24 protein-coding genes and 1 pseudogene are annotated in these 16976 nt (G+C 59.4%); 20 read left to right on the forward strand and 5 right to left on the reverse strand.

Annotation, left to right across the window (positions count from 1 at the left end):
- Positions 1-29: 29 nt before the first annotated feature.
- Complete coding sequence (locus DEM27_RS03040; RefSeq protein ID WP_128755426.1) at positions 30-809, forward strand: IS1595 family transposase; 780 nt, start codon at positions 30-32, stop codon at positions 807-809.
- A 5-nt stretch (positions 810-814) separates the two neighbouring features.
- Here the strand turns inward: DEM27_RS03040 and DEM27_RS03045 are convergent, their stop codons facing one another.
- Both DEM27_RS03045 and DEM27_RS03050 read right to left on the reverse strand, forming a co-directional pair.
- A complete protein-coding gene (locus DEM27_RS03045) occupies positions 815-1270 on the reverse strand; it encodes a hypothetical protein (RefSeq protein WP_109456688.1) in 456 nt (151 codons plus the stop codon).
- A 39-nt stretch (positions 1271-1309) separates the two neighbouring features.
- The gene (locus DEM27_RS03050; protein ID WP_128755427.1) at positions 1310-1930 is read right to left on the reverse strand and encodes a hypothetical protein; all 621 of its coding nucleotides are present in this window, start codon (positions 1928-1930) and stop codon (positions 1310-1312) included.
- A gap of 503 nt (positions 1931-2433) precedes the next feature.
- On the opposite strand from DEM27_RS03050, the gene DEM27_RS03055 reads away from it, so the two are divergent.
- Positions 2434-3015 (forward strand): recombinase family protein, encoded by a 582-nt coding sequence (locus DEM27_RS03055; protein WP_109456690.1) that lies wholly within the window; start codon positions 2434-2436, stop codon positions 3013-3015.
- A 389-nt stretch (positions 3016-3404) separates the two neighbouring features.
- Complete coding sequence (locus DEM27_RS33465) at positions 3405-4103, forward strand: hypothetical protein (RefSeq protein WP_128755428.1); 699 nt, start codon at positions 3405-3407, stop codon at positions 4101-4103.
- 13 nt (positions 4104-4116) lie between these two features.
- Here the strand turns inward: DEM27_RS33465 and DEM27_RS03060 are convergent, their stop codons facing one another.
- Positions 4117-6003: a recombinase family protein gene (locus tag DEM27_RS03060; protein ID WP_109456691.1), complete on the reverse strand. Its 1887-nt coding sequence runs from the start codon at positions 6001-6003 to the stop codon at positions 4117-4119.
- A gap of 73 nt (positions 6004-6076) precedes the next feature.
- Here DEM27_RS03060 and DEM27_RS03065 point away from each other — a divergent pair.
- A pseudogene (locus DEM27_RS03065) lies at positions 6077-6922 on the forward strand (phage terminase large subunit family protein); the annotation flags it as partial.
- Between the two features lie 15 nt (positions 6923-6937).
- Here DEM27_RS03065 and DEM27_RS34935 read toward each other — a convergent pair.
- Positions 6938-7060, reverse strand: coding sequence for a hypothetical protein (locus DEM27_RS34935; protein WP_280954505.1), 123 nt, complete (start codon positions 7058-7060; stop codon positions 6938-6940).
- Here DEM27_RS34935 and DEM27_RS03070 point away from each other — a divergent pair.
- From DEM27_RS03070 to DEM27_RS03125, 12 genes are all read left to right on the forward strand, one after another.
- On the forward strand, positions 7059-7247 hold the full coding sequence (locus tag DEM27_RS03070) for a hypothetical protein (RefSeq protein ID WP_109456692.1): 189 nt from the start codon (positions 7059-7061) through the stop codon (positions 7245-7247). The genes DEM27_RS34935 and DEM27_RS03070 overlap by 2 nt on opposite strands.
- 93 nt (positions 7248-7340) lie before the next feature.
- On the forward strand, positions 7341-7967 hold the full coding sequence (locus DEM27_RS03075; protein ID WP_420028790.1) for a hypothetical protein: 627 nt from the start codon (positions 7341-7343) through the stop codon (positions 7965-7967).
- Positions 7968-8039: 72 nt separating this feature from the next.
- Positions 8040-8351: a Dabb family protein gene (locus DEM27_RS03080; protein WP_109456693.1), complete on the forward strand. Its 312-nt coding sequence runs from the start codon at positions 8040-8042 to the stop codon at positions 8349-8351.
- An 84-nt stretch (positions 8352-8435) separates the two neighbouring features.
- The gene (locus DEM27_RS03085) at positions 8436-9590 is read left to right on the forward strand and encodes a phage portal protein (RefSeq protein ID WP_109456694.1); all 1155 of its coding nucleotides are present in this window, start codon (positions 8436-8438) and stop codon (positions 9588-9590) included.
- Positions 9591-9639: 49 nt separating this feature from the next.
- Positions 9640-9900, forward strand: coding sequence for a CopG family ribbon-helix-helix protein (locus DEM27_RS03090; RefSeq protein ID WP_109456695.1), 261 nt, complete (start codon positions 9640-9642; stop codon positions 9898-9900).
- Positions 9897-10205, forward strand: coding sequence for a type II toxin-antitoxin system RelE/ParE family toxin (locus DEM27_RS03095; protein WP_109456696.1), 309 nt, complete (start codon positions 9897-9899; stop codon positions 10203-10205). The genes DEM27_RS03090 and DEM27_RS03095 overlap by 4 nt, the downstream gene beginning before the upstream one ends.
- Positions 10206-10433: 228 nt before the next feature.
- Complete coding sequence (locus DEM27_RS03100) at positions 10434-10757, forward strand: DUF6107 family protein (RefSeq protein ID WP_109456697.1); 324 nt, start codon at positions 10434-10436, stop codon at positions 10755-10757.
- Between the two features lie 79 nt (positions 10758-10836).
- Complete coding sequence (locus DEM27_RS03105) at positions 10837-11424, forward strand: HK97 family phage prohead protease (protein WP_109456698.1); 588 nt, start codon at positions 10837-10839, stop codon at positions 11422-11424.
- The gene (locus tag DEM27_RS03110) at positions 11421-12674 is read left to right on the forward strand and encodes a phage major capsid protein (RefSeq protein WP_109456699.1); all 1254 of its coding nucleotides are present in this window, start codon (positions 11421-11423) and stop codon (positions 12672-12674) included. The genes DEM27_RS03105 and DEM27_RS03110 overlap by 4 nt, the downstream gene beginning before the upstream one ends.
- Before the next feature lie 78 nt (positions 12675-12752).
- A complete protein-coding gene (locus DEM27_RS03115) occupies positions 12753-13322 on the forward strand; it encodes a head-tail connector protein (protein ID WP_109456700.1) in 570 nt (189 codons plus the stop codon).
- A 2-nt stretch (positions 13323-13324) separates the two neighbouring features.
- Positions 13325-13660: a phage head closure protein gene (locus DEM27_RS03120; RefSeq protein WP_109456701.1), complete on the forward strand. Its 336-nt coding sequence runs from the start codon at positions 13325-13327 to the stop codon at positions 13658-13660.
- Positions 13657-14055, forward strand: a complete 399-nt coding sequence (locus DEM27_RS03125; RefSeq protein WP_109456702.1) for a DUF3168 domain-containing protein — start codon at positions 13657-13659, stop codon at positions 14053-14055. The genes DEM27_RS03120 and DEM27_RS03125 overlap by 4 nt, the downstream gene beginning before the upstream one ends.
- A 3-nt stretch (positions 14056-14058) precedes the next feature.
- Here DEM27_RS03125 and DEM27_RS03130 read toward each other — a convergent pair whose 3' ends face one another.
- Positions 14059-15258 carry an MFS transporter gene (locus DEM27_RS03130; protein ID WP_109456703.1) on the reverse strand — a complete coding sequence of 400 codons (1200 nt, stop codon included), beginning with the start codon at positions 15256-15258 and terminating at the stop codon, positions 14059-14061.
- Positions 15259-15374: 116 nt separating this feature from the next.
- Between DEM27_RS03130 and DEM27_RS03135 the strand changes: the two genes are divergently transcribed.
- From DEM27_RS03135 to DEM27_RS03145, 4 genes are read left to right on the forward strand one after another with little or no spacing between them, the layout of a single operon-like run.
- A complete protein-coding gene (locus DEM27_RS03135; protein WP_109456704.1) occupies positions 15375-15782 on the forward strand; it encodes a phage major tail protein, TP901-1 family in 408 nt (135 codons plus the stop codon).
- On the forward strand, positions 15782-16153 hold the full coding sequence (locus DEM27_RS34530) for a gene transfer agent family protein (protein WP_245445624.1): 372 nt from the start codon (positions 15782-15784) through the stop codon (positions 16151-16153). The genes DEM27_RS03135 and DEM27_RS34530 overlap by 1 nt, the downstream gene beginning before the upstream one ends.
- A complete protein-coding gene (locus tag DEM27_RS34535; protein WP_337250462.1) occupies positions 16150-16401 on the forward strand; it encodes a rcc01693 family protein in 252 nt (83 codons plus the stop codon). Before DEM27_RS34530 ends, DEM27_RS34535 begins: the two co-directional genes overlap by 4 nt.
- A complete protein-coding gene (locus tag DEM27_RS03145; protein ID WP_109456706.1) occupies positions 16388-16969 on the forward strand; it encodes a phage tail tape measure protein in 582 nt (193 codons plus the stop codon). The genes DEM27_RS34535 and DEM27_RS03145 overlap by 14 nt, the downstream gene beginning before the upstream one ends.
- The last annotated feature ends 7 nt before the right edge of the window (positions 16970-16976 follow it).

The raw sequence follows: 16976 nt of genomic DNA on the forward strand, positions 1-16976 counted from the left end.
CCACCGGGACGGTCTTCGCCTTCCGGAAGATGCCTTTTCTCGACATCCTGACAGCGCTGTGGTTCTCGGTGAACTCGGTCAAGGGCAAGAGCGCCCTGCAGCTCTCTCGCGAACTGGGCGTCCAGTACAAGACGGCCTGGGTCATTCTCATGAAAATGCGCGAGGCGATCTCGTCTAGGCGCTTGGACATGATGCTCGAGGGCGAGATTCATATCGACGGCAAATACGCGGGCGGCCACATCAAGCCGGAGAACCGAAAGGAAGATCGCGTCGATCGACGACGAGCCGAGAACCAGAACAACAAGCGCCTGACAATCCTGACGATGCGCGAGAAGTCGCCGTTCGGCCGCGGCAGAGAGCGGACGCTGACGCGCGTCATCCGGAGCGAGGATTCCAACGAGGCATGGGAGATGGTCAGGAAGCACGTCCGCAAGGGGTCTCGCCTGCACGCGGACGAGCACTTCAGTTACGACGATCTCGAAGGTCTTCAGGAACTCCACCGCGTCAACCACAGCGAGGAATATCAGGCGAAGGGCGGGGTCAACACGAACCACGTCGAGAGCTTCTTCAGCCGCATCCAGCGCGCCTACGTGGGCATCCACCATCGCTTTTCGGTCAGATACTTCGACTGGTACGCGGCTGAGATGGCCTGGCGCGAGGACAATCGCCGCGTCGACAACGGCATGCTGCTCTGGGGCATGATCTACAAGGGGCTGTCGAGGCCGACGTCGAGAAACCTATGCGGATACTGGCAGGGGAACCATCCGCCGGATCTGGTTTGGAAAGGCGGCGAAAGCCCTGACGCATAGCAGGGCTAGGCCGCGACCTCCCACTGGTAGCGGCGGCCGTCGATCATTCCGGCCCGCCTGATGCGGTTGGCCTTCGCGAGCTGATCAAGAACCTGGGAGAAGCGGCTACCGATCTGACCCAGTCTGGCGTCGTCTTCTGGAAGGCCCGTTTCGGTCGCGAAGACGCGAGCGAAGTCTGCTGTAGACATCGGGCTTTCAGCCTTGCGGAGAGTTCTGAGGACAAAGCTTCGGCGGTCAAAGCCCTTGAAAAGCTGGGTAATGCTGTTGGGACTGGGAGCCGCCCGCTTCGAGCGGCGAACTGTGCCTGATGCATCTGGCATGTAGTCGGGTTCGTAGGTTCGAATGACGAGATCGAAAGCGATCTGCTGCTGCTCCAGCGCGGCAATCTGGATTCGCAGCCCTTCAATCTGCTCGCCGAGCTTCGCCCGCTTTCTCTTCAATTCATCCGCGACAAGAACCATACGCAACCACTCCTTTAGGATCGCGTCGATCCTAAGAGTTCAGTGGCAGAGAGTCTGGTGGCAGTTGCTACCTAATTCCGCGCTTTTGTCGTTCAATGCGTAAAAAACATCATGACCTCTTTCAGGGTTCTTTCGACATAAAAGCACCGAAAACCCTTCGTCATCAAGGGGGATTTCGAAGTTCATTTCGGCAGATATGGTGTATTTTACAGCCGTCTCTGATCTTGCAATGGATCGTCCATTTTGGGCCTTTGAGATGTTCTTTGCCCTCTGCTTATTGAGACGAATGCGTTCAATTCCGCCGTTCTTTTTGATCCAATCAGGCACCTCTTCGGCTGTTAGCTTTTGAGCCTTGGCTGCTTTCAACACCTTGGAGATAGCGCTGTTGCGTTTGGTGTCTTCATTGCCAAAAACAAGTTTGGCCGCAAGAAGCGCACCTGTGGTGGCTTTCGTGACTTTGATCTTCCCTTTTGCAGCAACGGCCTTAATATCTGCAAGCGTTGCACCGTCATACAGCTTATAGGTTCTGGCGATGATTTGGTATAGTCGTTCATGAGCGGCTTTTTGCTCGTTAGATTCCCATTCAATTCGCTCCTTTTCTAGTTCCGCAAATTTATTAATCATGGAGGTTCTAGAAGTATTTCTTACGATAGCATTCATTTCAATATCACCTTTCATTTTTGGATAAGGCTGAGAAATATATTCTCAGCTAAACAGCAGATTATTTGATCTCTCCAGTTACGACGATTTATGATTTTCCGAAGCCAAGAACATCGCGACCAAGTGGTGAGAACAAACTTTCAATCTCACGTTTCCTAAATTGCACAACAAAAAGCGATTGCAATAGTTAATCATTTTTTAAAATATTATCGAAAAATGGAATAAAATTCGAAGAATGTTTTCGTTACTTGTCAGAGCAGGTGCGAAAATGCAGTGCGCACTCCCGAATATTCCCTCCTTTCAAAAAGTCAGCTTTTCATGAAATTGGATGGAAATTCAGGAATAAGTAAGCAGTCTTCGTCAAATCGTCACAGAATCTGAGAAGAGGAAATCACCAAACGACCGTTTTTGGGCAGATTAGATGCTGCTGTCCAAAATATAGATTGACTGATTTCTGAACGGAGCGATGTTGTGGACATCGTTTTTGTGCAAAAAGGAAATCGATGTCACGCATCTTTGCATATGTCCGCGTTTCAACGTTCGTTCAAACAACTGAAAACCAGTTGCTCGAGATTGCAGCAGCAGGCTTTCAAATCGAACCGCATCGGATTGTAACCGAAACTGTTTCCGGTAGCACGCCCACTTCGCAACGAAAGGGATTCTCACGCCTGCTCGATAAGCTTGAGCGGAATGATGTTTTGATCGTCACGAAACTCGACCGTTTGGGGCGAGACGCAATCGACGTAACGACAACGGTTGGCCGACTCGAAAAGCTTGGCGTCCGAGTCCATTGCTTAGCTTTGGGAGGAGTCGATTTGGCGAGTCCAGCAGGTCGAATGACAATGCAATTGCTGAATGCTGTTGCGCAGTTTGAACGCGACCTTCTGATCGAACGAACGCAATCGGGACTTCGACGTGCACGTGCCGAAGGACAAATTCTTGGAAGACCACCAAGGCTTACTGAAGATCAAAAGCAGCAGGTTCGATCCCGACTTACTGGTGGAGCAAGCATATCGCTTTTGGCGAAAACCTTTCGCGTGAGCAGGCAAACGATCATGCGAACAAGAGAAGTGCATCAAGCATGATCTGCAATTATAAATTGCGGTTCACGAACCAGCCATGATATAAATAAGGCTGAACTCAAACGTTGTCGGCAGCGAATGAGATTTGTTCGCGTCGATTGTCAAGTTCGCCTCCACATGAAGAGCCTCTTGCTGACCGACAACAGCAGGGGCTCTTCCTTTATGCGGGTCAAAAAGACTCGCGATTCCTGAAATCGAAGGTCTCCGAAACCGTTCACCAGAAAGGAACGAAGCGAATGCGCGTCGTCCATTTGAAGGTTGGAAGAAATGCAACGGCAGCAGAAGGTCTTCGTCGGATAGCCACGATACAAGATGCTGCCTACACCAATTACCAATGGCAATCCTTCCGGGTCGCCATATGATTATGTATTACCTAATGTAAAGATATACTAATGATTAAACCAACAGACATTACCCATGCATACATTGAAATGACGACTGATCGAATCGAGAAAGGATTCAAACCATTCATTCTCACCTTCATGTTCAACCAATTATCTGGTGGAGATGAAGGTGTTCGAAAGCAAATGATCGACTCTATGCATGGCATATACGGTCATCTTCTTTCCCGCATCACAAGGCGTCCATCCAAGGATCTTGCTGATTTACCGCTGTGGGTCTTTTGCCAAGATTGGCCGGTTCCAAAAGACTCGAAAACGACCCTTTCTCAGGCATCAATCAATGATGGTTGTCACGTGCACGCGTTTGTTCTTTTGCCACCGAAAACACGCGGAGACTTTGACCTCGTTCGATATGTCGAGGAGGAGCAGCAGAAACTTATTGCCTTGGATGCCGGCAAACCAATCGAAAGAATCCATGCTGTTGAGGTAACGGAAACACCAGAACGAGCAGCCGAATACGTCATCAAATCAGTTGATCGCAAACGGATCGGCATTGACGGTATTGAATGCTTCCCATTGGCGAGAAGCGAAATGACGACGCTTTCGAATGCTGAAAGACGTGACCGTGCTGCAAAATTCAACGCGGACAAAATCGTGTCTGCAGCAGAAAACGACAATGCCCCATCCGTTCTACTGCGCGAGTCCCAGATCAAGCTTCATGCACTCCAACGGCGCCTCCGGAGGGGATAGGCACGTCAGTGCTTCAGCGCGAACGTACAGGCTGAAGGCGTCTTGCTGTGAACGACGTATAGAAGCGATGATCTTGCCGCTCAGCAGCTTCAACGAGTTTCTTGTTGGCTTCAATTGCCAGATCAATTTTTTGAGCCGACAGTCCCATTTCACGAAGGATGGAAACAAACCTCTCTCGATTGAAAGTCGGCGTGATGTCGCGATTGGGCTTCACCATTTTCACTGTTCCATCAGAGTTTTTGATAGCGAATGGTCTGCGACCAAGATTTCGGAATGCGTCCACTAGATTGACGCTACCTATTAATTTTCCTTTTCGGTCAAATCTATAAGCTTTTGTGAAGCCCGCGATCCAAACCGTTGCTTCAAGTTCAGAAAAGTCTATCTGAACGAGTGAAATGTATTGAGAGAGCATTTCAGAAACGCGAGCACGGGATTGAAAAACTTTGTTATCGTCAGAGCAGGTTTCCCAATTTTTTCGTTCTATAAAGATATTTTCGATAAGATCGGAGAAGTGCTTTCCATCGCTAGATAGCTCTCGACTTTCGTTCTCGAGGCGAGATATTATAGATCTGTTCTCTTCAATTTTTCCTCTTAACTGATTGGCTTGATCAGCTATAGCTTGTCGATCTTCGATGCTTTCGAGCATGGGGGCCATAGAAAGTGTGTTTTTGCGCTCTGTCTCGTGCTTCTCAATCGCTGCTTTACGGGAGTCTATTTCGCGTTCGATTGAAGTCTTGGAAAGTCGGTTTGCTGAGTGCAAATCCAGTGCTGCATGGTGGAAATCAGGTAGGCAGGCTAGAACGGCGGATTCTAAAACTTCGTACCGATAAAACTGACGCGGACAGGTGCTTTTTGAATTTGTGATCTTGTCGGAGCAGGAAAGGTAAAATAGGGGCTTATTTGACGTTCCGCCACGACTGAACCGCAGAGGTTGTCTGCAATGAGTGCAGGCTGTCGAGCGAGCAAAAAGATTGGAAAAACGTCGTCCTTTCGCCCCTGTTTCCTTTGTTGACTTTGCTAACCGCTTACGCTGGACACGCCAGAATAATTCAGCATCGACGGCAGCAGGATAGTAGTTTTCTATCGGACTCCCGATTGGGACCTTTTTCCCTTCTACGGTGTCGAATACTTGATGAGTTCCAATCACAATTTCGTTCTTTATGACACCCCAAACACTGGCATCTTTCCAACGCATTGTCCTGTTCGTTGAATCTCGCAGAACCGGGTAATTTTCGTCATTTAGCAATCGCGCAATCGTATGTGCTCCAATTCCTTGATCGGCCAATTCGAATATTTTTTGAACGGAACGAGCTTTGTCGTTCAACTTAAATTTGTATTCCTTTGAACCCGGAACTGGATTTTGATCTATCCATCCAACCAAATGGTGATTGTATCTCGGTTTCCCTGCTGCTGTTTCCGTTTTCCGCTTCTTAATCGCCGCTTTAATTCTTTTTGATTTTTCTGCTGATTCATTGTTTGCGCGACTCATATAGGTGAGCGAGATTATCAACTGCGTGTAATCTTTATCGCGATGATAAACTGCGCCATCGCTCAAAGTAACTACGTAAATCCCAGCCTTCAAAATATCCGTAAATTGGGAAGAGGCCGTTAGAACATTCTCCCGGGAAAGGCGATCAAAACTCTCGACTAGCAGGTAAGAACTCTCTGGGATTTGGCCATTTCTGATCAGGTTCAGGAAGGAGCCAAGCGCTCCGGATTTCACGTGCTCACCATGAAACCCGGATTTCCCAATATCCTGCAAGGTTTCGTCCAGATCGAGGTTATGTTCTGTTGCATATGCTCGGGCTTGGTCAATTTGACGGGAGATTCCAGAACCTTGAAGCTGCCCTTTTGATGAAATGCGAATATAAGAATATGCCCTCGGCTTTTCCATTTTCATGCCCCGCTATCCCAAAAGCCTTTTAGACTCCAACGCGTTAACAGATCTTTGCAGTTATATGTTTTTCATAACGTCTAACGAGCTGGCGAAATGGAAATACGGGCAGGAGACCTGGGACATGCTGCAGTTCGGCCTCAGGCTGGGCGACCGGCCGCGGCAGCTGATCACCACGACGCCGCGGCCGGTGCCGCTGCTGAAGGCACTGATGGGCGATGCGGAGACGGTGCTGACGCGGATGAGCACGCTGGCCAACCGCGACAACCTGGCGCCGGGGTTCATGCAGGCGCTGGAAAGCCGCTACGGCGGCACGCGGCTCGGAAGGCAGGAGCTCGACGGCGAGCTGATCGAGGACCGCGAGGACGGCTTGTGGAAACGCGAGGCGATCGAGGCGGTGACGATCCGGTTTGCCGGGGTGTTGCGGCGCATCGTCGTGGCGGTGGACCCGCCGGCTTCGGCGGGGCCGCAATCCTGTTGCGGCATCGTCGTCGCGGGACTGGATGCTTCGGGGCGTGCGGTGGTGCTGGCGGATTGTTCGGTGGAGGGGGCAAGCCCGGCGGGCTGGGCGCAGGCGGTGGTGAAAGCCTATCGCCGCTTCGACGCCGACCGGGTGGTGGCGGAAATCAACCAGGGCGGCGACATGGTGGCGGCGATGCTGAAAAGCATCGATGCCGGCCTGCCGGTGACGTCCGTCCGGGCGACACGCGGCAAGTTCTTGCGGGCGGAGCCGGTGGCGGCACTGTATGAACAGGGGCGGGTTGCCCATGCCGGGCGATTTCCGGCGCTGGAGGACCAGATGTGCGATTTCGGTCCGGAAGGGCTGTCTTCCGGCCGTTCGCCCGACCGGCTGGATGCGCTGGTCTGGGCGTTGACGGCCTTGATGCTGGAAGGACAGGGCGAGCCAAGGGTCCGCCCTGTTTGAGGGGAGAGAATGAAATCAGCGATTGCCGGTCGGCTGGGGCGCATTGTCGCGCATCTGCCGCCATTCGGATTCGAGACGGTCGAGCACATGCTGAGGGATGGGCTGCGGGGCCTTGCTGATCGGGGCGGGTGTCTGCATGATGTCTGATCTCCTCGTGGCAAAAGAGCATGTCCGCTTCCCAAATCGCGAAAATGCTCCATTGTTTCTGCAATTCGGGTTTTCGCAATTCAGCAGGCAAAACCGCCAGGCGCTTTTGCTGGAATTGCTTTGGCGCGGTAACAACGCCGTCTGCGGCTCTTGGTTCCACAGGGTTCACGAAAAGTAAATTACCCCTCTAACTGGTTAAAACGATTTAGTTTTCTAAAATCGATTGAATTTCACAGAAGCTTTGGCGACCCTGGCAAGGAGGGGTATCGGGATGGCGATCGACCGGCGTTTTTTCTTCGACCACATTCGTGCGGCACCGTTTGGCGGGATGCTGAAACAGCCGCAGGTGGACGGCATGTCCGCGATTCTCGACCGCTGGGAACGGACGATGGCGGCGCAAGACGAGCGCTGGCTGGCTTACGTGCTGGCGACCGTCTACCACGAGACGGCGCGGACGATGCAGCCGGTGCGCGAGACGCTGGCCGACAGCGACGAACGAGCGGTGGCGATCCTGGAGGAGGCATTTGCCAAGGGGCGGCTTTCCTGGGTGAAGACGCCGTACTGGCGGCCGGATGAGGACGGCAAGAGCTGGCTCGGGCGCGGTTTCGTGCAGCTGACCCATCGGCGAAACTATGCGGCGATGAGCGACATCACCGGCATCGACCTCGTGGCCGCGCCGGAACGGGCGATGGAGACGGAGACGGCGCTGAGCATCCTGTTCGAAGGCATGCGGCGCGGCTCCTTCACAGGGCACAAGCTTGCGGATTATTTCAACGCGTCGACGGAGGATTGGGCCGGGGCTCGAAAAATCGTCAACGGCATGGACAGGGCGGAGCAGATCGGCGGATATGGCAGGCTGTTTCATGCGGCGTTGCGCGGTGATCGAGGACGGGGATGAGGCAGTGCGACGCGTTGAATGGCGGGCGCGGGCATGCTAACCGCGGCGGCATAACATCGTCAGGAGCTTGCCATGATCCGTCACATCGTCTTCTTCACCGCTCGCAGCGACGAAGACCGCGCGGCGATAGAGGCGGGGCTTTCGCTGCTGACGGTCATTCCGCATGCGCTGACGCTGGAGGTCGGCACCAATGTGAAGAAGGACCAGCTCGGCAACGAGGTGGACTTCGTCGTCTACGGAGAATTCGCCGACGAGGCGGCACTGGCGGCCTACAAGGCGCATCCGAATTATCAGATTTCCATCGACCGGGTGCGGCCGATCCGCGAACTGCGCATGGCGGCGGATTATGATGCCGACAAGGCGGTGCGGCGGGTGATCGGTTGATGGTCACTCGTTACTGAACGGCAGCGTGACCGTCTTTCGGGGCGTTCCCTGCCAATAGACGTTTAACCGAACTGGATATCCGACATGAACATCCGATCTTTCCTGCCGTGGCGGCGCCCGGCGGGTCGTGAACGCGTGGGTGAAAGCAAGGCGACGGCATTGGCGGCGTTTGCGGCCGAGGGGCGGGCGCAGTGGACGGGGCGGTCCTATGGCGCGCTGGCGCGCGAGGGGTTCATGAAGAACCCGGTGGCGCATCGGGCGGTGCGGATGATCGCCGAGGCGGCGGCGGCCGTGCCCTGGCTGTTGTACGAGGGCGAGGCGGAGGTTTTGGGACATCCGATGCTCGATCTTGTCGCGCGGCCGAACGGGCGGATGGCCGGGCCTGATTTTTTCGAGGCGCTCTATGGGCATCTCCTCTTGTCCGGCAATGCCTATGTGGCGCCCTCTGTCGTGGGGGAGGCGGTGCGGGAACTGCATCTGTTGCGGCCGGACCGGGTAAGCCTTGTCGAGGGGGCGGATGGCTGGCCCTTGGCTTACGATTACCGGGCCGGTGGGCGCGGGCGGCGGTTTGCCGTCGACGGCGAGGGCGTGTCGCTGCTGCACCTGAAACTGTTTCATCCGCTCGACGACCATCTCGGTTTTCCGCCGCTGGCGGCGGCGCAGGTGGCGCTCGACCTGCACAATGCGGCGGCGACCTGGAACAAGGCGCTGCTCGACAATTCCGCCCGGCCTTCCGGGGCGCTGGTCTACCAGCCGAAGGAGGGTGGCAATCTTTCATCCGATCAGTACGAGCGGCTGAAGCTGGAACTGGAGGAGGGGTACACGGGCGCGGTGCGGGCGGGCCGGCCGATGCTGCTGGAAGGCGGGCTTGACTGGAAATCGATGGGGCTTTCGCCGAAGGACATGGATTTTATCGAAGCGCGCAATGGTGCGGCGCGCGATATCGCGCTCGCCTTCGGTGTGCCGCCGATGCTGGTGGGCATTCCCGGCGACAATACCTATGCCAATTACCAAGAAGCCAACCGGGCCTTCTATCGGCTGACGGTGCTGCCGCTGATCCAGCGCACGGCGGCGAGTTTTTCCGGCTGGTTGGCACACGTCTTTGGCGACGGTCTGCGTTTCGAGCCGGACCTCGACCGGATTGCCGGGCTTTCGGCCGAGCGGGATGCTTTGTGGAGCCGGATCGGGGCGGCGACTTTCCTGACCGAGGAGGAGAAGCGGCAGGCGGTGGGATATTGAGGCGGGATGCGGTTTGTAATACCATGTATTACAAAGAAGGAGTTCCGTCATGTCCAAACCCGTTCTGTCCTATCCGATCACGCTGCGGCTGCCGATGGATATTCTCGCCGATATCGAAACGATCGCCGAGGCGAGCGAACGGACGCGCAGCTGGGTGATCGTGCGGGCGTTGAAGTATTATCTGATGGCGGAGGGGGCCGAGGTTCTAAGCATCCGGCGCGGTGAGGAGGATATTGAAGCTGGCCGCAGCGTGGATGCGGAAGAACTGATGGCTGAGCTTATGGACCGCGACCGCGAGGACGCCGCTTGAAAAAGGTCCGCATTTCGGATGAGGCAGTGCGCTATATCCGAAAGGAGAAGGACTATCTTTCGCTACTCAATCCCCGCGCTTCCCTGGCCTTTACGGCACAGGTCCGCAAGACACTTCGATTGCTGGCCGACTATCCATTTGCCGGCTCCGCCGTCGCACCCGTGAAAGGCGTGCGGCGGCTGGTTTCGCCGCCCTATCATTTTGACTATGTCATCGAGGATGACACGGTCTTTGTCGTTTCCGTACAGCATGCGCGGCAAGGACCTGCAGAGCTGGAGAAGGATGATGACGACAGCTATGAATAGGCTGTTGGCCCAGCAATGCTTTGGCTTGCGGGTACATCCTGAACCAGGACGTGAGCAAACCGACTCAACTTGTGAAGTCGTTGATTCAACCTGCGAGGATTTTCCCGCAAGGGATTCGGAAGATTCCGGAAAACGGCGTTCTTCAAGTGGTTTGAGAAGATGCCGGGTTTTTCCCGTGTGCCGGCTGCGGGCCGGATTTCCCTAACTCTATCCGAAAGTGCTTAACAAATGGCTGAGTTCGGGAACGATCCGGGGCTCTGGGCGGCGCGTGCCGTCGGGGCGTCTGCGGGGGCGGCGGTGTCGCTCGTCTATCTTTTGCCGAAGAGCCGGCGCGAGGCGGCGGGGCGTTTCTTCACCGGGCTGGCCTGCGGGCTGATCTTCGGCGGGCCGGCGGGTGTCTGGCTTGCCGGGCGGCTGGAGATGTCGGCGAGCCTTTCGGCCTTCGAGACGATGCTGGCGGGTTCGGCGGCGGCCAGCCTGACGGCCTGGTGGGCGCTCGGCATTCTGGCGCGGCTGGCGGAGCGGTACGGCGCGCCGCCGCGGCAGCGGTGACGGGCCGACCTCGCCGGCGGTGAGGTGCATCCGGCCCGGCGTGCGCCGGCCAAAACATCCGATCATTCAGGAGACTTCCATGAGGAACGCTTACCGCGGGCTGCGGCCCGTGACGACCCGTTTCGCCAACCTGGCGCTCAAGGGCGTGACCGGCGACGGTACCTTTTCCGGTTATGCCAGCGTCTTCGGCGAGATCGATCTCGGCAAGGATTCCATAGAGCGTGGCGCTTTTGCCCGTTCGCTCGTCGAGCGTGGCGCGAGTGGCGTGCGCATGCTGTTCCAGCACGATCCGGCCGAGCCGATCGGCACGTGGACAACGATCCGCGAGGATGCGCGGGGGCTTTATGTCGAGGGTGTGTTGTCGGGTGGTGTCGCCCGCGCCCGCGAGGTGCACCAGCTGATGAAGAACGGCGCGCTCGACGGGCTGTCGATCGGCTTCCAGACGGTGAAGGCGCGGACCGACGCCAAGACCGGCGTGCGCCGCATCCTCGAAGCCGACCTCTGGGAAATCTCGGTCGTCACCTTTCCGATGCTGCCATCGGCGCGGGTGTCGAACGTGAAGAATGCGCGGTGGTTCCGCGACAAGGAAACGGAACTCGTCCGCAGCATGCGGCGGGCGGCCCGGATGATGTTCAACGTTCAAAGCAAGACAAGGATGGGTTCATGACAGACATGGCACAGACCGCAGCGCCGGAAATCAAGGCGGTGCCCGAAAACCTCGACGCCGCCTTCGACGATTTCATGCAGGCGTTCGAGGCCTTCAAGGACGTCAACGACCGGCGCCTCGACGAGATCGAGCGCAAGCTGACTGCCGACGTGGTGACGCGCGACAAGATGGACCGCATCAACCGCGCGATGGACGAGCAGAAGAAAGCGCTCGGCCAGCTGGTGCTGAAGAAGGTGCGGCCGGCGCTGGGGCGCCTGGACGGACCTTCGCCGGAGGCGGCCGAACACAAGGCGGCTTTCGACGCCTATATCCGTCGCGGCGACGAGGCGGGCCTGCGCGACCTGGAGTCCAAGGCGTTTTCCGCCGGCACGGGCGCCGATGGCGGTTACCTGGTGCCGCCGGAAACCGATACGGAGATCGGCCGCAGGCTTTCCGCCGTTTCGCCGATCCGGGCGCTGGCGACGGTGCGGCAGGTCTCCGGCGCGGTGCTGAAGAAGCCGTTTTCGCCGACCGGGCTGACCGCGGGCTGGGTGGCGGAGACGGCCTCGCGGCCGCAGACGGCGACGCCGCAGCTTTCCGAACTCTCCTTCCCGACCATGGAACTCTATGCGATGCCGGCGGCGACGCAGGCACTGCTCGACGATGCGGCGGTCGACATCGAGGCGTGGATCTCGGGCGAGGTGGACATCGTCTTCGCCGAGCAGGAGGGCACGGCGTTCACCAGCGGCGACGGCACCAACAAGCCGAAGGGTATCCTGTCCTATACGACGGTTGCCGATGCGAGCTGGACGTGGGGAAATATCGGCTACATCGCCTCCGGGGCGGCGGGCGCCTTCAAGTCCACCGGACCGTCCGATGCGCTGATCGACACGATCTATGCGGTAAAGGCGGGACACCGGCAGAACGCCCACTTCCTGATGAACCGCAAGACGCAGGGCGAGATCCGCAAGTTCAAGGATGCCGACGGCAACTACCTCTGGCGCCCGCCGGCATCGGCCGGCCAGTCGGCTTCGCTGATGGGGTTCCCGATCGCGGAGGCCGAAGACATGCCGGATATCGGGGCGAATTCGCTCTCGATTGCTTTCGGCGATTTCCGGGCGGGCTATCTGGTGGTCGACCGGATGGGGGTGCGGGTGCTGCGTGATCCCTATTCGGCGAAACCCTACGTGCTGTTCTACACCACCAAACGCGTCGGCGGCGGAGTGCAGAATTTCGAGGCGATCAAGCTGATGAAGGTTGCGGTGAGCTGAGGGGGGCTGCCTTGCCCTTCTCCCCAGCAGGGAGAAGGGCGCTCACCGGGAAAATCACCCCGTCGATTGGAGATATTGATGACCTATGCCCTGATTGCTCCGCCGGTGGCGGAGCCGGTAACGCTTGCCGAGGTGAAGGCGCATCTGCGTCTTGATGGTGATGACGAGGATGTGTTGCTGGTGGCGCTGGTTAAAGTGGCGCGCGAACATCTGGAGCGGTGCACCGGGCTTTCGATGCTGAGCCAGACCTGGCGGCTTTATCGCGATGACTGGCCGGCCAGCGGGGTGATTCAGATTGCCAGGTGGCCGGTGCAATCGGTTGAAACCGTTGTGGTTTATGATGAAGGCGGGGCGGCAGTGGATGTGTCGCTCGATGGGCATGTGCTGGATGGTGCCGGGCGGCCGGCGCGGCTTGTGTTGAAGCAGCTTGTGAAGACGGCGCGGGCGGTGAACGGCATCGAGATCGATTTCGTCGCCGGTTTCGGCGATGCGGCGGTGGATGTACCGGATACCTTGCGGCGGGCGATGCTGCTGCATGTGGCGCATATGTTTTCCTATCGTGGCGTCGTGCCGCCGGACAGCCAGCCGGCTTCGGTGTCGGCGGGTTATGAGCTCCTGGTGGCGCCGTATCTGCTGCGGAGGCTCTGACCATGCCGGTGAGTTTTATCGATCCGGGGCAATTCACGGCGCGGCTGGAGCTGGAGGCGCCGGTGGCGGTGCCGGACGGACAGGGCGGCGCGGACGTACGTTATGAAGGCGTGGCGGCTTTCTGGGCGATGGTCGAGCCTGCGGGCCATGCAGTGCGGGAAGCGGCGGGTGCGGAGACAGCGACGCTGACGCATCGTATCTGGGTGCGTTTTCGCACTGATATCTCTGCCGGCATGCGGCTGCGCAAGGGCGCGCGGCTGTTTGCCGTCAGGGCGGTGATCGATCCCGACGAGACGCAACGTTATCTCGTCTGCCATTGCGAGGAGGAAGGACCATGACGGCGGCCAATGCCTTGCTGCAGGCGGTGACGGCGCGGCTTCTCGGCGATGCGGAAATGGTGGCGCTGATCGGTGCGGACGGCATCCATGACCGGCTGCTGATGCGCACGGCGATGCCTTACCTGATGATCGCCGCATTGCAGAGTGACGATTTTTCAACCTCGACGGAGGCCGGTGAAGAGCATCTCCTGACGCTGGAAATCTGGTCGTCCGGGCAGGGGCAGCGGCAGGCGCAGGTGATAGCGGGCCATGTGCATCGGCTGTTGCACGATGCGGAACTTTCGCTGGACGGGGTGGTGCTGGTGAGCCTTCTGCATCGCTCGAGCCGGGCCAGAAGGATGCCGAAGACCCGGACGCATGGGATCGAGATGGTGTTTCGGGCGGTGACCGAGTGAAGCTCAGGCTCTGCGTCCGCGGATGAAAAGGGCGAGCAGGATCACGAAGAAAAGGGACAGCGCTGCCAATACGGAGGCGGTGACGAGCAGGGCGGGCAGGCCGGCGCGGTCGAGGATGCCGGTGAAGATCACCGGTGCGGCGGCGCTGGCGAGATTCTGCGGTAGAGACAGGCGGGCCGATTGCAGGCCGAAATCGCGCGGGCTGAACACGGCAAGCGGGAGGAGCGCGCGGGCGACAGTGACGACGCCGGAACCGAAGCCATACAGCACGACGAAGGCGATAAGCAGCGATGCCGAGCCGTTGGCGACCAGCAGCAGCATGAAGCTTGCAAGGATCAGGCCGATGCCGAGCGTGGCGCTGATCAGCGGGCTGCCGCGCGGGCCAAGCAGCATATCGACGAAGCGGGCGGAGATGCCCATGACGCCGCGCAGCGAGCCGAGTTGCAGCGCGAGCGCCGGTGCCGCGCCCGACAGGGCGAAGATCTGCAGCAGCGACGGCGACAGGCCGTAGGTGACCAGAGTGGCGAGCATGGTCGAGGCGGCGATCAGGAAAAAGGCGTAGATCCGCCCAAGCGGCGTCAGGACCAGCGGCGCGCGTTCGGTGGTCTCGGTGCGTCCGGCGGAAGCGACCGGGCGCGGCAAGGCGAATAGATGCAGCGGCAGGCACACCAGCAGATGGACGGATGCCGTCAGCACGAAGGTGAGGCGCCAGCCGATCAGCGATTGCAGCCAGTCGAGCAGCGGCCAGAATGTCGCGCTCGACAAGCCAGTAAACAGCATGAGGATGGCGATGATGCGGCCGGAGCGTTGGCCTTCGCGCTCGACGACGGCGGTGAATGCCGGCGCCGACAGTCCGAGCGCACCGCCGAGGCCGATGACGCACCAGGCCGCGATATAGAGAACCAGTCCGTGGGATGCGGCGAGCAGCAGCAGGCCGGCGGCAAAGATCACCGAGCCGGCGGCGAGGACTTTCGAAGCGCCGTAGCGGTCGAGCAGGCGGCCGGTCTTCGGGCCGGCGAGCGCGCTGATCAGCATCATGATCGACAGGCCGAGAAAGACGATTTCGTTGGCCAGCCCGAGTTCGGGGGCGATGACGCGCCCAAGCACGCCGAGCATGTCGAACGTCGTGCCCCAGCCGACAAGCTGGGTGACGGCGAGGACGGCGACGGTTTTTGCCGCGCGGCGGGTTTCGGATGTCGGCATGGGGAACGGTTCGAGGAGGGCTGACCGGCGCTCCTACCATGGATTGCGTGCTTGGGGAAATGCGCGGCCGGGCGATTTGCCCGTGTCGCGACGGGAATTTGCGCAAGGAGCGGAAGATGGTGGCACAGAAGGGCAAGGACCTGCTTTTGAAGGTCCACAACGGCAGCGGTTATGTGACGGTCGCCGGGCTGCGGTCGAAGCGGCTGGGTTTTAATGCGGAGACGGTCGACATCACCGACGCGGAAAGTGCCGGGCGCTGGCGGGAGCTGCTGGCCGGGGCGGGCGTGCAGCGGGCCTCGTTGTCCGGCGGCGGGATTTTCAAGGACCAGGCATCGGATGCGGTGGTGCGGACGGCGTTTTTCGACGGCGCCATCCTGACCTGGCAGGTGGTCATTCCCGATTTCGGCACGGTGACCGGGCCTTTCCAGATCGCCGCGCTGGAATATGCCGGCCAGCACAATGGCGAAGTGCAGTTCGAACTGGCGCTGGAATCGGCCGGCGCGCTCGCTTTCGGGGCCGTGTGATGGCAGGGCGCGGCACGGACGGGCGGGCGAACCGCCATCGCGGCGAGGTCGAGGCTGTCATCGACGGGGAGCGGCGCATTCTCTGCCTGACGCTGGGGGCGCTGGCGGAACTGGAAACGGCGTTTGCCGCCGACGATCTCGGAGCGCTGGGCGCGCGGTTTGCCAATGGGCGGCTCAGGGCGGCGGACATGATCCGCATCATCGGGGCTGGCCTGCGCGGCGGCGGCAATGTGTTTTCCGACGAGGACGTGGCCGGCGCCGGCATCGAGGGCGGCATCGCCGGTTCGGCGGCGATCGTTCGCGATTTGCTGGCGGCGACCTTTCTGGGGGGCGAGGGCGAAACGCGCCCTCCGGCGCCGCAGCAGGCGTGAGCCCCGGCGCGGCGGTGCGTCCCTTTCCCTGGGACGAGGCGCTGCATGCCGGGCTTTGCCTGTTGCGGCTGGAGCCGCGGGTTTTCTGGGCGATGACGCCGCGCGAATTCCATGCCGCCATCGGCGGTTTGCGCGGGCAGGGACAGAGCCTGCGGCGGGAAAGTCTGGAGGCGCTGATGCGGGCGTTTCCGGATAGCCGTGACGGCAGCGAGATAGACGTTGAAAGGCGGGATCATGGACGAGAATGAAGACACCCTGGCCGGCATGACGGAGCAGGCGGCGGCGCTGAAGGAGGTGCTGACCGATCTCGAGGGGCGGTCGCGATCCTTCGGCTCGGTGCTGACGGGCGCCTTGCGGTCTGCCGCAAGCGGCAGCCGCAGCCTGGAGGACGTGTTGCGCACGGTGGGCACGCGGCTGGCCGATATCGCCCTTTCCGTCGGAATGAAGCCGCTGGAAGGGCTGATCGGCCAGGCGGTGGGCGGGCTGGCAGGGCAGCTGGGTTCGGTTTTCGCCTTTGCCGACGGCGGAGTGCCCGGGCGGGTTACGGCGTTTGCCGATGGCGGGGTGGTAGCGGAGCCGACCTATTTCGCCATGGGCAGCGGGCGCGGGCTGATGGGCGAGGCGGGGGCCGAGGCGATCCTGCCGCTGAAGCGTGGCAGCGACGGTGCTTTGGGCGTGGCGATGCAGGGCCGGCCTGCGGCGCCGCAGGTGGTGTTCAACGTGACGACGCCGGATGCGGCGAGCTTTCGCAAGAGCGAGGGGCAGCTTTCGGCGATGCTGGCGCGGACGGTGGGGCGCGGGCAGCGCGGGCTTTGAGGGTGGC

It is taken from the genome of Rhizobium album (assembly GCF_003122325.1).
Taxonomy (GTDB): domain Bacteria; phylum Pseudomonadota; class Alphaproteobacteria; order Rhizobiales; family Rhizobiaceae; genus Metarhizobium; species Metarhizobium album.

Coding starts and splice junctions, on each gene's coding strand:
- DEM27_RS03040 (WP_128755426.1), top strand. CDS start 30: ATGCCTTTTCTCGACATCCTGACAGCGCTGTGGTTCTCGGTGAACTCG.
- DEM27_RS03045 (WP_109456688.1), bottom strand. CDS start 1,270: ATGGTTCTTGTCGCGGATGAATTGAAGAGAAAGCGGGCGAAGCTCGGC.
- DEM27_RS03050 (WP_128755427.1), bottom strand. CDS start 1,930: ATGAATGCTATCGTAAGAAATACTTCTAGAACCTCCATGATTAATAAA.
- DEM27_RS03055 (WP_109456690.1), top strand. CDS start 2,434: ATGTCACGCATCTTTGCATATGTCCGCGTTTCAACGTTCGTTCAAACA.
- DEM27_RS33465 (WP_128755428.1), top strand. CDS start 3,405: ATGATTAAACCAACAGACATTACCCATGCATACATTGAAATGACGACT.
- DEM27_RS03060 (WP_109456691.1), bottom strand. CDS start 6,003: ATGAAAATGGAAAAGCCGAGGGCATATTCTTATATTCGCATTTCATCA.
- DEM27_RS03070 (WP_109456692.1), top strand. CDS start 7,059: ATGATGTCTGATCTCCTCGTGGCAAAAGAGCATGTCCGCTTCCCAAAT.
- DEM27_RS34935 (WP_280954505.1), bottom strand. CDS start 7,060: ATGCAGACACCCGCCCCGATCAGCAAGGCCCCGCAGCCCATCCCTCAG.
- DEM27_RS03075 (WP_420028790.1), top strand. CDS start 7,341: ATGGCGATCGACCGGCGTTTTTTCTTCGACCACATTCGTGCGGCACCG.
- DEM27_RS03080 (WP_109456693.1), top strand. CDS start 8,040: ATGATCCGTCACATCGTCTTCTTCACCGCTCGCAGCGACGAAGACCGC.
- DEM27_RS03085 (WP_109456694.1), top strand. CDS start 8,436: ATGAACATCCGATCTTTCCTGCCGTGGCGGCGCCCGGCGGGTCGTGAA.
- DEM27_RS03090 (WP_109456695.1), top strand. CDS start 9,640: ATGTCCAAACCCGTTCTGTCCTATCCGATCACGCTGCGGCTGCCGATG.
- DEM27_RS03100 (WP_109456697.1), top strand. CDS start 10,434: ATGGCTGAGTTCGGGAACGATCCGGGGCTCTGGGCGGCGCGTGCCGTC.
- DEM27_RS03105 (WP_109456698.1), top strand. CDS start 10,837: ATGAGGAACGCTTACCGCGGGCTGCGGCCCGTGACGACCCGTTTCGCC.
- DEM27_RS03110 (WP_109456699.1), top strand. CDS start 11,421: ATGACAGACATGGCACAGACCGCAGCGCCGGAAATCAAGGCGGTGCCC.
- DEM27_RS03115 (WP_109456700.1), top strand. CDS start 12,753: ATGACCTATGCCCTGATTGCTCCGCCGGTGGCGGAGCCGGTAACGCTT.
- DEM27_RS03120 (WP_109456701.1), top strand. CDS start 13,325: ATGCCGGTGAGTTTTATCGATCCGGGGCAATTCACGGCGCGGCTGGAG.
- DEM27_RS03125 (WP_109456702.1), top strand. CDS start 13,657: ATGACGGCGGCCAATGCCTTGCTGCAGGCGGTGACGGCGCGGCTTCTC.
- DEM27_RS03130 (WP_109456703.1), bottom strand. CDS start 15,258: ATGCCGACATCCGAAACCCGCCGCGCGGCAAAAACCGTCGCCGTCCTC.
- DEM27_RS03135 (WP_109456704.1), top strand. CDS start 15,375: ATGGTGGCACAGAAGGGCAAGGACCTGCTTTTGAAGGTCCACAACGGC.
- DEM27_RS34530 (WP_245445624.1), top strand. CDS start 15,782: ATGGCAGGGCGCGGCACGGACGGGCGGGCGAACCGCCATCGCGGCGAG.
- DEM27_RS03145 (WP_109456706.1), top strand. CDS start 16,388: ATGGACGAGAATGAAGACACCCTGGCCGGCATGACGGAGCAGGCGGCG.